Source organism: uncultured Castellaniella sp. (assembly GCF_937988725.1).
In the GTDB taxonomy this organism is placed as follows: Bacteria; Pseudomonadota; Gammaproteobacteria; order Burkholderiales; family Burkholderiaceae_B; genus Castellaniella.
Map to the genome: position 1 here is coordinate 1,037,972 of NZ_CALKHS010000010.1, position 13,957 is coordinate 1,051,928.

The following is a 13,957-nucleotide window of genomic DNA, read 5'->3' on the forward strand; positions in this document are numbered from 1 at the left end:
GCGATCAAGAATTCGGAGTATCGGTCATCATGCGGAAACCTGCGCCCTGACTCGGGGGGCCTGCGGCGCGGGCGGGTCGCCCGGCAGCACCATGTCCAGCCCGGGGCGGTCGTGCCAATAGCCATTGCAGGGCCCGGCGGGCATCAGCGGCGTCAGCCGGGCATGCGCATCGGCGGCGGATTCCCGCCCGTCCAGCACGGCCCGGAAGGCCGCCACGACCTGATCCATGTGCTGCGACTGCGGACTCAGGCGCAACACGTCCACGCCCAGGTCCCGCAGCTCATCGAGTTCGTGGATCAGGGTATGGACCAGCGCCGACTGGGTCTGGATGCCGTTGATGGTCAGGAAGGCCTGGGATTCCTTGGTTTCCAGCAGCAAGCCGTCCGGGTGGTCCATGCAGACGTACTGGCAGTTGTCCTTGGGGAAATTGCGGTTGCGGGCGGTGAAGCAGCGGGCGGAAAAGGCCAGCGGCATGCGGCCGTAGGCGAATACTTCCGTTTGCATGCCGGCAGGCCGGTCCTGTTGCAGCTGCGTCAGCCCCGCACGCCCCATTTCCAGCGGCATGACCCAGCGGGTCGCGCCCTGGGCGGCGATCACGTCCAGGGTGGGCTTGCTGTAGATGTTCAGGAACGGGCCCGCAACGAAACGCCCCCACGCTGCGCCTGCGGCTTGCTGCCCCCCGAGGGGGCCCTTTTCGCCTTGGGGCGGCCCGGCGGCGAAAAGCCGCTCATGGATCAGGCGCACGGCTCCCATGTCGTTGGCTTCGATGCCGTAGGTTTCGTTCTCGGTGATCTTGCGCAGGGTATTCAGGTCATTGCCCGATTCCAGCAGGACCTGGGTCGACAGGATCGGCGTCTTGCCGGCCTGGGCCAGCATGTCGGCGACCTCGATCCAGTCGGACAGGCGCAACTCGTGGCGCCGCGAACAGACCGTTTCCCCCAGATAGACGATATCGACCGGCCACTCGGAGACGGCTGCATAGAATTCCAGGGTGGTGACGCGGGGCCAGTAGTATTGCAGGGGCCCCAGGGCGATTTTCATGATGGTTTCCTCGTACGCAATGGGCGGGGCGGTCCGGGGCGTCCTTCATGAAGGCCGGGCGCACGCCCCGCGCGGAATTTATTTCCAGGGCCGGTGATAGGCGCCCAGCGTGTGCTGCTGGCCTTCGGCGACCTTGTTCAGTTCGGCCATCCACGACGGATGCACGGAATAGCGGGCCGGGTTGGCGCGCGCCTGATCGATGGCCTGGCGCCAGACCCGCGTGACCTGCGCCACATAGGCGGGGCTGCGCTGGCGGCCCTCGATCTTGATGGCCCGCACCCCCATGGCCATCAGCCGGGGCAGCAGTTCCAGGGTGTTCAAGCTGGTGGGTTCTTCCAGGGCGTAGTAGTTTTCGCCCGCGACATCGAAGCGGCCCTTGCACAGCGTGGGGTAGCCGGCGTTCTCGCCTTCGTCGTAACGGTCGATCAGCACGTTGTTCAGGCGGGATTCCAGGCCCTTGTCGGTCTGCTGCCAGCGCACGTGCTTGGCCGGGGAACAGACCCCGTGCGTGTTGGGCGATTCGCCGGTCGCATAGGACGACAGGGCGCAACGGCCTTCCACCATGACGCACAGGCTGCCGAAACCGAAAACCTCGATTTCCACCGGTGTGTTTTCGCACACCTGCTGCACCTGGGCCACCGACAGCACGCGCGGCAGCACCGCGCGGGCCACGCCGAACTGTTCGTGATAGAAACGGATGGCTTCGTAGTTGGTGGCCGAGCCTTGCACGGACAGGTGCAGCCGCAGGTCCGGGTAGCGGTCGCGGGTATAGGCCATCAGGCCGGGATCGGCCATGATGATCGCGTCCACGCCCGCGTCAGCGGCGCGGTCCACTGCTTCGCGCCACAGGCGCCAGGCATCGGGCTGCGGGTAGGTATTGAGCGCCAGCAGGACTTTGCGCTGCCGGTCATGCGCGTAGCGGATGCCCTGGGCGATGGCCGCCGCGTCGAAATTCAGGCCGGCGAAATTGCGGGCATTGGTCGTATCCCGGAAACCCAGATAGACGCAATCGGCGCCCTCGTCCACGGCGGATTTCAGGGCGGGCAGGCTGCCTGCGGGACAGACGAGCTCAAAGTTGGACAGGTCGTGACGAGGCACCACGCCGGGGCGGGTGGAGGAAGGCAGAGCAGACATGAAGCATCCTGACGGTTCGGCCATGCAGGCGGGGCATGCCGCCAGGCCATCGGCAACAGCGTGCACTATGCGCCGTCCAGGAAACAAAGTCCTTAATTCGCATCAAGGGAATCGGTATTGAGCGCGCGGTTTTCCCTTGCGGCCGGCCGCCCGTCGTGTAATGTAGCGGCTTGACTTGAGAGGACTTGAAAGGATCCCGCATGGCTCTGCCCGACATCACCCTGGACGTGCGCGGACTGCCCCCGCCCGAACCGCTGGAACACTGCCTGGAGGCCCTGGCCGACCTGGCCCCCGGCCAGCGGCTGAACATGCTGATCGACCGCGAACCCTATCCCCTGTATGCGATGCTGGACCGGGACGGATTCCGGCACGAATGCACCTTCGAGGACACCCATTTCCAGGTCGCGATCTGGATCGCCTGACCATGCAGCGCGCCCTGGATTTCGACAAGACCCCCGCCCTGGGGGTGCCGCTGCCCTTCTTCCTGAACGTGCCGGCGTTCGGCCTGCTGGCGGGACTGCTGGCGACCTGGGCGGGCCCGCAGGCGTTCTCGTCGCGCTGGACGGCGCAGGCCCTGGCGCTGACTCATCTGTGGACCCTGGGCATCCTGGGCAGCGCCATGCTGGGCGCGCTCATCCAGATCCTGGCCGTGGCCTGCAACGTGCCCGTCACGCCCGCGCGCGCCGTCGCCCGGACCGTCCATGCCCTGCTGACCCTGGGCACGCTGTCCTTGGCCGCGGGATTCCTGTGGTGGGCTCCCTGGGCCTGGACGTCCGCCGTGATCCTGCTGGGCCTGACCTTCGGACTCTACCTGGCGGCCCTGGGCCGCGCGCTGTGGGCGCACCGAACCCAGGTCTACAAGGGCGCCCGCGAGATCCTGGTGCCTGTCCGGGGCGCTCTGCTGGCCCTGGCGCTGGCCGTGGCCATGGGCCTGGTCATGGCGGCCGCGCTGAGCCTGGGCTTGGCACTGCCCGAATGGGTGGGCGGCCACGTGCTGTGGGGCCTGCTCGGCTGGGGCGGGCTGCTGCTGATGGGCATGTCCTTTCAACTGCTGCCGATCTTCCAGCTGACCGAGCTCTATCCCAAGCCGCTGACCCGCTGGCTGCCGCTCCTGATCCCCGGCCTGCTGCTGGCCTGGACGGCGCTGGACGCGACCGCCGGCCTGCCACGCCTGATGCTGGAAACCGTGGAGCTGCTCCTGGCCGGCGCCTACGTCACCTGGATCGCCGCGTCCCTGCACCGCCTGGCCACCCGCAAGCGGCCCACGGCCGAGCCCACGACGCTCTTCTGGTTCGCCGGCCTGATCAGCCTGCTGGCCTGCGCGCCCGCCTGGGTCTGGCTGCGCCACGGCCAGGCCGCGCAGGCCGCCATGGTGCTGGGCGTGCTGCTGATCGTCGGCGGCCTGGGAGCGATCGTCCACGGCATGCTGTACAAGATCGTGCCCTTTCTGCTGTGGAAACACGCGCAGGATGCCATGGTGATCCCGTCCCGGGATCCGGGCCAGGCCCGCGTGTACCTGAAGGTCCTGCCGAAGATGGCCGCCTACATCCCCGAGCGGCCGGCCCGGCTGCACTGGGCGCTGTATGTGCTGATGGTGTCGTCCTGGACGCTGGCGGCGGCCGGCTGGACGCCCGCTGGCCAGGCGGCCGGCCCCCTGCTGCTGGCCTGCGCCGCGCTGCTGGCCTGGAACCTGGGCGGGGCGCTGAGGCTGTATCGCAGGACGCTGCGGGCCATGGCGGCGCTGCCGCATCATGCGGCGGCCGCGCGGAGCTCGGCCGATCCTCGCTAGCGACGGCGGTCGCTGCCGAATGCCACCGATAACTGAACCATCATCCATTGAAAATCAATACGTTACAATAAATCCGCTACTGAAATTTGAACCACTTGGCCATCCAATTTTGAACATTCCGTACTTTCCATCGTTTAATTTTTAACTTTTCGGATTGATCTACATGAGCGGCTGTTAGCGGCCAAAAGCGGTCAGTTTGGACCCTTTTCTCGGTCACTGCTCCAGGCGGATTCCTGCCCGTCGACGCTCGACGTCCAAAATGTCTGATGCCAATTAAAAAAGCGTCATTCGCGAACATCGGCTAAAGACACCGCTGCCACCTACCGGTGCGGCTCTAGACGAGCGCTGGAACGTATAGAAGGCTTTCAGGCCGACCACTAAGGATGTCAGCGATTCTCCTAATCTTAGCGTCGGTTCATGCAAATTTACTTCTGGCAAGCTTAGGGTAGGTGCTTACCGAGGGAGGCCGCCCTTGAGTGTGCCGACGCCGTGGCGACCTAGCCCCTCTATGTTTCGAGGCAGCGTCAAGTAATGTGAGGTATTGCAGGTCCACCTCAACGAAGCATACCCAGCTAAGAGGCGGTGACCTATCCATCGGGGGTCGACCGTGGGCTCGAGGCGCGGCTGGTTCGCCAACAGCAGAAGCCCCATAAACTGGACCCACTCATCTCGCTCCAGCAACGACTCGCCATAGCCGTGAAATGAGCGACCGCTTGCGTACCAAGATATTCGTTGGAAACAGTTGTCCCCGAGAAAACCACGTAGCTTTTCCAAATGGGCGCGAGCAGAAGTCGACATGTCTACCATGACTAGATGCAGGCGTCGTCCATCGCGCATAAGCAGGTCGGAGTGCACCGCGAGCTCTCGTTCTTTACCAGCGCTTTCCATCGCTCGGTACACCTCTGTCTCATCCAAGAACTGCTCAGCTGGCATGATAAAGCAGCTACGTCTGTCTTCGACCGTTCGAGGTGTGTAGGCATAATAGCTTAAAGGCACTGCCTCCACTTCTACGGATCGCTTGACAATAGCCCGAAGGTGCCAGTATGGGTGGGTATCAGGAATCACAATTTGTACGTCAAAGACGCATTCCAGCCAAGGTTCGGTAAGTCGTCATTGCAAAGTCGTCCGTCATTCCCGAGATGAAGTCGACGACCAAGTGCGCACGGGCGTTCCACTCAAGGAAATCTTCGTGCTGCAGTCCCTTGTACTGAGTAACCTGATGTGCATAGACCTTGATGTATCGCTGGGGGAAGAGCTTGAGCAGCTTTGGTTCAAGCAATATTTGAGCCCCCTTCTCGTCTTTATTTTCAAACGCCAAGGCTGCTTCGAACCTCTTCCGCGAGCAACTCAAGAGAGGCCGCGTCTGCTCCAGCAAACCAGTGATGGCGTAATAGCCCGCAAGTTCGATACGCTGCACCGTTTCATGCCGGTACACCTTCTCTCGACAGAAATCCTTCAACACCTTCAAGATGGCGCCTGGTGGCTCGTCTTCGGGCAGCAGCGACTTGAGCTCCCCTGTATGAATTTCCGCTTCCTTATCGACGTATCGTTGGGCAGCATAACGGACAATGGTATTGTTTAAACGAGTGCGAAAGTCTGTGTACGTGAAGCTTGAGAAGTCATTTGCCACAGACGCGAGCACCATCTTTTCCAGGACATTAACAATCTCCGCATGACAGGGTGCTGCGGAATTGATTCCCCTGGCAAGGTACCTAGCTTTAATTTCTGGAAATGCGGTTGCTGTCTGAATAATTTCCTTTTCGAACGAGTCCTCGAGGTCGCTCACGCAGTATGCTATGTCGTCGGCTGCCTCCATGATATATGTCAACGCAAAGCGCTGTGGTTTTTCAGAGAAACCGAACTCTTCCCACACATCTCGCACAACATCCTGCTCGCTCAAAAAGTACCCTGGCTTCTTTGTAAACGGCCGTTCGGTACACTCCTCCTGCGGACTGCGTACATACTTCAAAAATGTCGCAAGAGTCGTTTTGGTGAGGTTCAAGCCGAACGAGTCAGTATTCCATTGCAACCTCGACACGATACGAAGCCCTTGAGGGTTGCCATCAAACTCTTCGAAATCACTCAACGCAAGCGTGAGCGGCTCTTGATACGAGGAGGCATTCTCCGCCTTTAGTCCCACGCTCTCCAGTAGGCATTTTCTGCCATGGGTCTTGAACCACTCCTGAATGGCTGCTTCCCCGAAGTGGCCAAATGGAGGATTGCCGATGTCATGTATCAGACAGGCAGTCTCGACGAAGTTGACCAGCGCTCCCTGCTGCAACTTGTCGAGACGCGTACTCAAATGGTGAGTGATTTCGTCTGCGAGATATCGACCGATTTGAGAGACTTCTAACGAGTGAGTCAGTCTGCTGCGTACAGCCGCGTTCGACTCCATGGAAAACACCTGCGCCTTTTGCTGAAGGCGCCGGAAAGCAGGACTGAATAGTACACGGCCTCGATCGCTCTCCGATTCCGTAAGGATAGTACGCGTAGCGCTCACGGAGGAAGTACGGAGGCGAGTAGGGTTCAGGAGTTTGTTGTAGTCAATCATAAGCAACGCAGTCGACTTCTTTTGGAGATTAATTAAAGGCAATGTTGTGAGAATACCGTCGATTAAAGTAGCCTCGCGACGTGATCTTCAAGCGCCTCTAGACGGCGATTCTCTTCAGAGAGTCCCAACTACGGCGGTTTGCAAAGCTGCTTCTAGTAGTTCGACGCTTGCAGCGACTTCGTTTCGGACGTGATCGCGAGCTGCATTCCACAAAATCTGTGCTTCGTTCGCCTCCAGACGAACTGTTCGAAGCCTCCATCTCATTTCGGCCTCCCACCATATCCCTGCGCTTCTCTCGTTACAGGACGCGCTTTCGAGGTAAAAGCTAGCCCACTCCAATTGACTGGGTGGAACCCATAACTGCGAAGCCACCCGACGTAGTGCGGCTTTACCAGTTGGCGTATGCTTGTCGACGGCAACCCACAGCGGGAAATGCGACATCGTGACGGTTGCGGGTGGAGATTGCTCAACGGCAAGTGAATGACCAACACATGCGAAATAGGCAGCCGCATTAGCGAAAGCTTTGTCCCAAGGCCAACTCGCCCGCTGAAAGTAGGTGCGAGCGACGCGCAGTAAGTATACGCGTTCTGTTTCATGGCAGCTTCGTGCGGCCCACGAGAAGAACGCTTCGGTTCTTGTGAGGGAGGCCGCCACAATCTTAACAGCTACGGGGTCCGGGGCAGCGTCAAGTACGGACAGATCGCCTTCCGCAAGTGCATGGGCTAATGAACCTAGCCCAGCCGCTTCCTTGTTTTTGGCAAGGCTTGCCATCTCGCGCAGGCTCACCCGAGGTGGGTGGCTGAGCAGTTTGGTCGCGTACGGCCAGCATTCTTCGAATGCTATGACGCCAGCGCGAGTATTCAGCCACACTGAATCGCCCCGTTCTGCGAGACGATATGCGACAGTTTCGGCAAGGCGAGCATCACCTCTCCGCACTGCCTTTTGAAGGAGAGATCGAAGTAGAGGCCGAACCGCCGTGCGTTGGGTTTCCTGGCTATTTCGCATGCATTCAAGGTGTGAAGAAGTAACCGATACGCTTGGGTTTATCAGGGTCCTGATATTCGGTTTTGCAGTTGCATACATCGCAGATCCTACGTTCTATTTGCACTCGGATTCCCGCCTTCGCAACTGCCTCCGAAATAGCACCTTGTGCTGCCACATAATCCTCGCTGACATCAGGTGCGCTAAGCCTGGGCTCATCGAGGATGATGCGTTCTAGCGTGTCCGAAAAAGGAATGATTCCGTTGGGGCTGCGGATCGTGATCATATGGTCGAAATAGCCAACTTTCAGACCGGCTGCAAGCTCGGGCATTGTTAAGAAGTAGCGCTGGTCATTGGGAAGTCCTTTCCATTTCGTCGGGTTGCAGCGCGTGACTAGCACAGTCGAATTCAAGGGGAGGCGCAACAGCAGTTTTGCATCCATCACGAAAAGCACAGGCCCGTAGAAATTTCGACGCCGGAGAACACTATGTATGTCGTGCGTGTCAACGAAAATGTCATACCAAATTTCATATTCGCGATCCTCTTGGTCTGAAATTTGAGATGTTTGCGGGAGCTTGCGGTCCATCACTTCCCCTCGTGACGCCAGACCGCCCAGTCGCAGCAAGCTGAGGCTGGTCTTGACGCTGTTCGCATGGTAAAGCTTGTCACTGCCCCGTGCCATAAGCACTTCGTATACTTCTTGGCCTGTCATGATTTTTCCCGAAGTTCGCTGCTTCCTGATTATAGTCGCCCTGCTTTTACGAACAATTAATCTAATTAGCTAGATTTTCACCGGCTTTTCCGAATCCTCCTGGTAAGGGTCTCCCAAGAATGGGGAACCGCCCTGGGCGTATGGTCGCTTAGTCAAGCCAGTTTTATTAGAATATTGGTACGGCTCATGACATAGTAACTTCACGATTAGCTCCTCAAAGGGGCTGCCAGCAATCTGAGACAAAGGATATCAAAGGTTTCTTGCTAGGCGATCAGCTCAGGAACGTGAATATCCGTTAAAGCTGAAGGCTGTACGAAATCGCGACTTACTTGCGGTTTTAAGAGTCTTCCATACCTTGCTGAACTCAAAAAAAATCGATCTTGTAGCTATCTGAGAAATCGAGATTGAAGATTTTTGAAAAGCACACGTTTTCATTTATCCTACGCTGCGCAGCAGATATAGGCTATGAAAACCAAACGGACAGCAATGGGTTGCGGATTCAACCGGTGGATGCAACGGTCTGATCAAATCGTTGTGCCGGTGTTTCGTAGTTTAAGGTTTTCCTGGGGCGCTCATTCAATCGCCTTGCGATGGCGTTGAGCTTAGCTTGCGAGTAGTCAGACAAGTCAATTCCTTTTGGCAAATATTGCCGTATAAGGCCGTTGGTGTTCTCGTTCGTTCCACGTTGCCAGGGATTCTGAGGATCGCAGAAAAACACCTTGATATCTGTAGCCAGAGTGAATCGCTTATGGTCGGCCATCTCCTTGCCTCGATCCCAAGTGAGCGACTTATAGAGTTCCCGTGGCAGCTGTCGAGCATGTTTGATCAACCCATTGACCACCGTTTCGGTATCCTTGCCTGCCACCTTCACCAGCATGACATAGCGCGTCTGACGTTCCACCAGAGTCGCAATCTGACTGTTACTGCTGCCAAATAGCAAGTCTCCTTCCCAGTGTCCCGGGACCGCACGGTCTTCCGCTGAAGCGGGACGTTCGCTAATCGAAACCGCATCGACAATCCGGCCATGGCTGTCTGCCTTTTGCGTATGGCGACGGGAGCGACGCATGGCCCGCGTACGTCGCAAATGCGCCAGCAGCTCCTTCTTCAGTGCGCCGCGTGCCTGGATAAAAAGCGTGCGATAGATGGTTTCGTGCGACACCTGCTGTTCCCTATTACCAGGATAGGCGCACTTCAGCCATCCAGCGATCTGCTCCGGTGACCACTGTAGTTGGAGCTTCTCAGCCACAAGGTGCGCTAAGGCTCGATTGTCGGCCAATTTACACGTTTTAGGACGAAGGGCCCGACCCCATGCGGCCTGTTCTGCCAGGCTGGCACGATAATCCGGTGGCCCTCCGTTACGATTGACTTCCCGGCTGATCGTGGAGGGCGACCGCTTGAGCCTCATGGCAATTGAGCGGATCGAGTGACCCGCAATCAGGCCTCGTGAGATCTCTTCGCGTTCGGCGAACGTCAGCGCCAGGCGGGATCGACATCTTGGCACTGGCTGTATGCCGCCGGTCTCTGCAAGTATCCCCTGAATCGAGGAGTGGTTCCGATCAAACAACTGAGCGATCTGTTGAAGCGATTCGCCCTTACGCCAGCGCTCCCACATCAGGGCTTTCTGGCTTTCTGTGTAGTAGATCCGAGGCCTCTGCTTCATCTGCGACACTCCTTCTGCTCACGTAGCTTCTAGTATGTTGCATCCACCGGTTGAATCCGCAGTCGTTAGCCGCCTTTAGCGGGCGGTCGTTCTCGCCCCATAACGGACATCGGACCGTTAGCATCTCACCCAAAGTAATTCCGACGAAGACTACAAAAAACAATCTTACGATTGATCGTCCTGAACCGCCTCTCCACTACCAACGTCCATCGGGACGCCGGGATGGTTGTTCCAGTCGCATGCACCGCAGCTGAGAAAGTAATCGCCATCTGGCGGAATGTCGATATCGAAGAAGGTCCGGATGTTCCGTGAGCGACAGGAGGGGCATTCTTCCGCTCCTCCTGTTCTCTGTCGTGCGAGAAGTTGGATGAATGTACTCAATGTGGCTCCGCAACCGCCTATCGCAATCTCTGTTGCCACTCTGTCCGCGTTCCGAGAGTGTGTTAGCCAGTTCACAAGTTGCCACGTTTCCTTTGCGTGGCTCTTGAGATACTGGCGTAGGCGCTCGTTACTTCCACCTCCGCATAGGCCATTCAATAGCACATCCGTCCAGCTTATGAAGTTAGCGACTTGTGGAGTGTCCACGCCTTCAGGCAGGACAACTCTGCGATGCACAGCAGTCGTGAGCGAAATCAGGCCCTCACGTAGAAGCATACCGATAGCCTGCAAATCCTCAACCTCAATCGCATGCCCGAAACGCTCTTCAGCTTGCTCGAATCTTCTCAAGACTTCATCGAAGGGCGTTGGGTCATGCCCGTCGGGCGAGCTTGAGCGGCTACGAACTCTTGCCATCAGTCCAACATGGAACGAAAGTGTGTAGTCCAAGCTTGGAAAGTGTTGTTGCGAATAGAGGTTAGTAGGGTTTGTGATGACCCACCACCTGCCTTGATCAGTAGTCACGTCCCATATCTCATACGGATCGCCCAGAACAACTTCGCGCTTCACTCGCTCTACGTGACTGACAACCTCATCACGCGCCTGGCTGTGGACATAGTCGGCAATGTCCTGCTCGGCGAACGGATCACGCTCGACCGAGTAGCGGTGAAGGTATTCGGCAGGGACCGGATGATCGGGCGGTAGTGCGCAGGCATCTTCCGCGCCCAAGAGCGCGTTTGGCTTAACGTTTTCGGCAGTCATCTGTGTCGTTTTGGCTTCGCTAGAGTTTGACTATTATGAATCTCTCGGGAAAGGGAGCCTCTGGTCCGAGGGTCACTTACACTGATGTCCGCTCCTGGCCGATTGTAGCCGTAGCCTGATGACTGAACTCGACCCACAGGCGCCATTCGCGGAAACTCCTTGAGAGGCCGTTTGTCGGACCCTCTGCAATCGCAAGCAGTCCGACAACCCCGCGCGCTAAGCCAACTGTGCAGCGAGATTTCCAAGTCGGGCCTTTAGCATTGCCCGAAGGTTTGAGTCTGCGCCGATCAGGGTGAGCGCGGCCCTTTCATAATCCGAACGCCCATTAAAATGCAATGCTTTCGCCAGATTGTGAAGTACCTTTGATTCCCTGATAGGGTATCGAGACACGACGGCATTGACGTCTTCAGCAGCAATCATCTGGTTGATACGATCTAATTCCGCTGGATACGGCGATGCAATGGTGATTGCGACTTCAGCGGCGCTTCCCTCTATCATCGACTGCCGTTCGGGCAACGAAAGCAGCAACTTGTCCCGCATTTGACGTTCTGCGATCCGGCTGGCAAGGTGTTCGACCGTTCCTTTCATATTAAGCGCCGCTAAAGCCGCCGCTTTCGCTTCAGCCAATATCTGGTCCGCAGGCAAGCCGAAAATCCGCGCTTGCTGGACGGCCAGCGCTCCTAAAACATCCGCAGAATAGTAAAGGCTTTCAACGGCGAAAATTGGCAATGGGTAGATGCCATTGGATTCTAATTCTGCCATCCGGTCCGCTCCCATTCCGTCGTGGTCAACGAGTCCGAAAGCTTGCGCTCGATGCAGTGACTCCACAGCACGCAACCCTTCTACTGCACGCATGACCTCGCGGCAGCTTTCGCGTGACCGAACTGACACCGACGGAAATAGAAGAGCATACAAAGGTTGATCGAGGCTTGTCGAAGTTCCCTCTATAAACAAGATCTTTCGACGCGAGCCTATCAGATCGACGCGCAACCATTCAGGAATCTGACCAGGATCGTTCAAGACATCGATTTCCCATGCGGCGATATCCCCTCCTTGCCACGTACTACCGCGAACAAGGATTACGCTTGCCGAGGGCGAGCTGCCGGGGAGATCGAGCTCGTGTGTACACACGACAAAGCCACATTCCGGCCGTTCGGAAATGAGGGCTTTAAGCAGAGGAACGACAATGGATGGGTGCAGGTGGAGCTCAGGCTCGTCGATAAGAAAAATAGCACGATCGGGAGCAGCGACTACCTCAGCGGCGAACACAAGTGCTGCTCGCTCGCCATCAGACATCCGAGCAAAACTATAGATGGCGCCTGACTGCTTGGCTCGAAGCTCGCCTCCGTCGATCAACATGCTGATGGGCAAATTCGCTTGAGCCAAAAGGGCGTTTACGCGGTCGAGTGGCGAGTTGCTGGACTGAAGTCGAGCGACCGCCGCCGACTTTGCGCCATCAATCTTTATCTCGTTCGCTGCGTCAATCTTGTACTGCGTCTCCGCAGCCTGTAGATCGTGAATGGCCTTTTCGTTTCTTGAAGTCCCGGAAATCGACCGCCACCGCGTATCAGGTGAGGCATCCCAACTGCGAAGATTCTGCTCGAGATTTCGGCGCGACGCGGGTGTCAGAGATAGACTTTCGCTGTCAAAATAACTTGGGCGGGAACCCGGCATGTAAACAACCGCAGGGCCGAACTGCCCGGACAGGCGGTTCACTAACGCAGATTTTCCAGTTCCGTTACGACCCAGAATGAAGACTGGACGACCCGCCTCGACTTCGACGGTAGTAGCCATTCCCTGCCCCGAGGGAATTTGAATAACCGCGAGTTGCTTACTCGGCTGACCTGACTCCATGAATCAAAACTCCTTGCACTGCAGATGATTGGCTCTCACCGTAACGGATCCCGGCGTCTTATTTCGCTAGCAATCATATGCGATCTAACTTAAAGCATGGCAACAATCCATCGGTGTATTTCCAACGACTCCTTCGTCAGTGAAGGTCATTCGATGCGACGCCCACGAACGTCTCAAACTGGCCGAAAGCAGCCAGCATAGTGAGTTTGCTCCTGAAAAGAGCATCCAAGCCCAGAAAACCACCCAAACAAGGTTTTTTTGAAGCCTACCCAAGCCCATTTTGGGCCCGTAGCTAGCATCATCAGCACTCGCTTTAGGTGTTTTTCGGAGTTCCAAACTGAGCAGCGGAAATTCCAAACCCAGCGGCGTTCAACAACCACGCCAGGAAGACGGGCGAACCAGGGCTCATCCGCGATACACCCTCAACCCCTCAACATCCAACACCGTGAATTCCCGCCCCCGCACCCGGATCAGGCCGCGCTCGCTGAGTTCGCGCAGGATGCGGGAAAAGTGCTCCGGCGTCAGGTTCAGGCGCGAAGCGATGACGGACTTGCTGATCTCGATGCGAAACGGCTGCCCCGCCTCGCCGGGCCACTCGCGCAGCAGGAAGGCGATCAGGCGCTGGGCGCCGGTGTGCAGGGTGTAGGCTTCCACGTCGCCCATCAGGCTGTACAGCCGCCGGCTCAGGCCCGCGAGCATCTTGCGGGCCACCCCCGGATGGCGGTCGATCTGCTCGAACAGCACGTCGCGGCCGACGTGCAGCAGCAGCGTGTCGCGCAGGGCCTCGGCCGTGACGATGTAGTTCTGGCCCATGAACATCAGGGCCTCGCCGAAGCCGTCGCCCGGCCCGATCAGGCGCACCACCCGCTCGACCCCGGACGCCGAGACGAACACCAGCTTGATCTGCCCGTAGACCACCACGTGAAAACCCACGCAGGGGTCGCCCCGATGAAAGATGATCTCGCCGCGCCGCGCGGAGATTTCGCTGGTCCCCTGGACGATGGGCTCCAGTTCGGACGCCGGCAGCTCGTTGAACAGCGGCACCTGAGCCAGCAGATCGCGGATGCGCCCGTGGCGCGGCGCATCGTCGCCCGCGCG

10 protein-coding genes are annotated in these 13,957 nt (G+C 58.1%); 2 read left to right on the forward strand and 8 right to left on the reverse strand.

Features of this window, described 5'->3' with window-relative positions:
* Positions 1-27: 27 nt before the first annotated feature.
* Both Q0263_RS15365 and Q0263_RS15370 read right to left on the reverse strand, forming a co-directional pair.
* Positions 28-1,041, reverse strand: coding sequence for a U32 family peptidase (locus tag Q0263_RS15365; protein WP_298018005.1), 1,014 nt, complete (start codon positions 1,039-1,041; stop codon positions 28-30).
* A 78-nt stretch (positions 1,042-1,119) separates the two neighbouring features.
* On the reverse strand, positions 1,120-2,175 hold the full coding sequence (locus Q0263_RS15370; protein ID WP_298018008.1) for a peptidase U32 family protein: 1,056 nt from the start codon (positions 2,173-2,175) through the stop codon (positions 1,120-1,122).
* 200 nt (positions 2,176-2,375) lie between these two features.
* On the opposite strand from Q0263_RS15370, the gene Q0263_RS15375 reads away from it, so the two are divergent.
* On the forward strand, positions 2,376-2,597 hold the full coding sequence (locus tag Q0263_RS15375; RefSeq protein ID WP_298018011.1) for a DUF2249 domain-containing protein: 222 nt from the start codon (positions 2,376-2,378) through the stop codon (positions 2,595-2,597).
* A 2-nt stretch (positions 2,598-2,599) separates the two neighbouring features.
* Positions 2,600-3,964 (forward strand): hypothetical protein, encoded by a 1,365-nt coding sequence (locus Q0263_RS15380; RefSeq protein WP_298018014.1) that lies wholly within the window; start codon positions 2,600-2,602, stop codon positions 3,962-3,964.
* Positions 3,965-5,039: 1,075 nt separating this feature from the next.
* Here the strand turns inward: Q0263_RS15380 and dgt are convergent.
* The 6 genes from dgt to Q0263_RS15410 all read right to left on the reverse strand — a co-directional run bounded on the left by dgt (position 5,040) and on the right by Q0263_RS15410 (position 13,924).
* Positions 5,040-6,515, reverse strand: coding sequence for a dGTPase (gene dgt, locus Q0263_RS15385; RefSeq protein WP_298018018.1), 1,476 nt, complete (start codon positions 6,513-6,515; stop codon positions 5,040-5,042).
* A gap of 1,009 nt (positions 6,516-7,524) precedes the next feature.
* Positions 7,525-8,208, reverse strand: coding sequence for a hypothetical protein (locus Q0263_RS15390; protein ID WP_298018021.1), 684 nt, complete (start codon positions 8,206-8,208; stop codon positions 7,525-7,527).
* 499 nt (positions 8,209-8,707) lie between these two features.
* Positions 8,708-9,868: an IS30 family transposase gene (locus Q0263_RS15395; RefSeq protein ID WP_298018024.1), complete on the reverse strand. Its 1,161-nt coding sequence runs from the start codon at positions 9,866-9,868 to the stop codon at positions 8,708-8,710.
* 165 nt (positions 9,869-10,033) lie between these two features.
* Complete coding sequence (locus tag Q0263_RS15400; protein WP_298018027.1) at positions 10,034-11,005, reverse strand: hypothetical protein; 972 nt, start codon at positions 11,003-11,005, stop codon at positions 10,034-10,036.
* Positions 11,006-11,221: 216 nt separating this feature from the next.
* Positions 11,222-12,799: an AAA family ATPase gene (locus Q0263_RS15405; protein WP_298018030.1), complete on the reverse strand. Its 1,578-nt coding sequence runs from the start codon at positions 12,797-12,799 to the stop codon at positions 11,222-11,224.
* Positions 12,800-13,264: 465 nt separating this feature from the next.
* Positions 13,265-13,924, reverse strand: coding sequence for a Crp/Fnr family transcriptional regulator (locus Q0263_RS15410; protein WP_298019154.1), 660 nt, complete (start codon positions 13,922-13,924; stop codon positions 13,265-13,267).
* Between the last annotated feature and the right edge of the window lie 33 nt (positions 13,925-13,957).

Coding starts and splice junctions, on each gene's coding strand:
- Q0263_RS15365 (WP_298018005.1), bottom strand. CDS start 1,041: ATGAAAATCGCCCTGGGGCCCCTGCAATACTACTGGCCCCGCGTCACC.
- Q0263_RS15370 (WP_298018008.1), bottom strand. CDS start 2,175: ATGTCTGCTCTGCCTTCCTCCACCCGCCCCGGCGTGGTGCCTCGTCAC.
- Q0263_RS15375 (WP_298018011.1), top strand. CDS start 2,376: ATGGCTCTGCCCGACATCACCCTGGACGTGCGCGGACTGCCCCCGCCC.
- Q0263_RS15380 (WP_298018014.1), top strand. CDS start 2,600: ATGCAGCGCGCCCTGGATTTCGACAAGACCCCCGCCCTGGGGGTGCCG.
- dgt (WP_298018018.1), bottom strand. CDS start 6,515: ATGATTGACTACAACAAACTCCTGAACCCTACTCGCCTCCGTACTTCC.
- Q0263_RS15390 (WP_298018021.1), bottom strand. CDS start 8,208: ATGACAGGCCAAGAAGTATACGAAGTGCTTATGGCACGGGGCAGTGAC.
- Q0263_RS15395 (WP_298018024.1), bottom strand. CDS start 9,868: ATGAAGCAGAGGCCTCGGATCTACTACACAGAAAGCCAGAAAGCCCTG.
- Q0263_RS15400 (WP_298018027.1), bottom strand. CDS start 11,005: ATGACTGCCGAAAACGTTAAGCCAAACGCGCTCTTGGGCGCGGAAGAT.
- Q0263_RS15405 (WP_298018030.1), bottom strand. CDS start 12,799: ATGGCTACTACCGTCGAAGTCGAGGCGGGTCGTCCAGTCTTCATTCTG.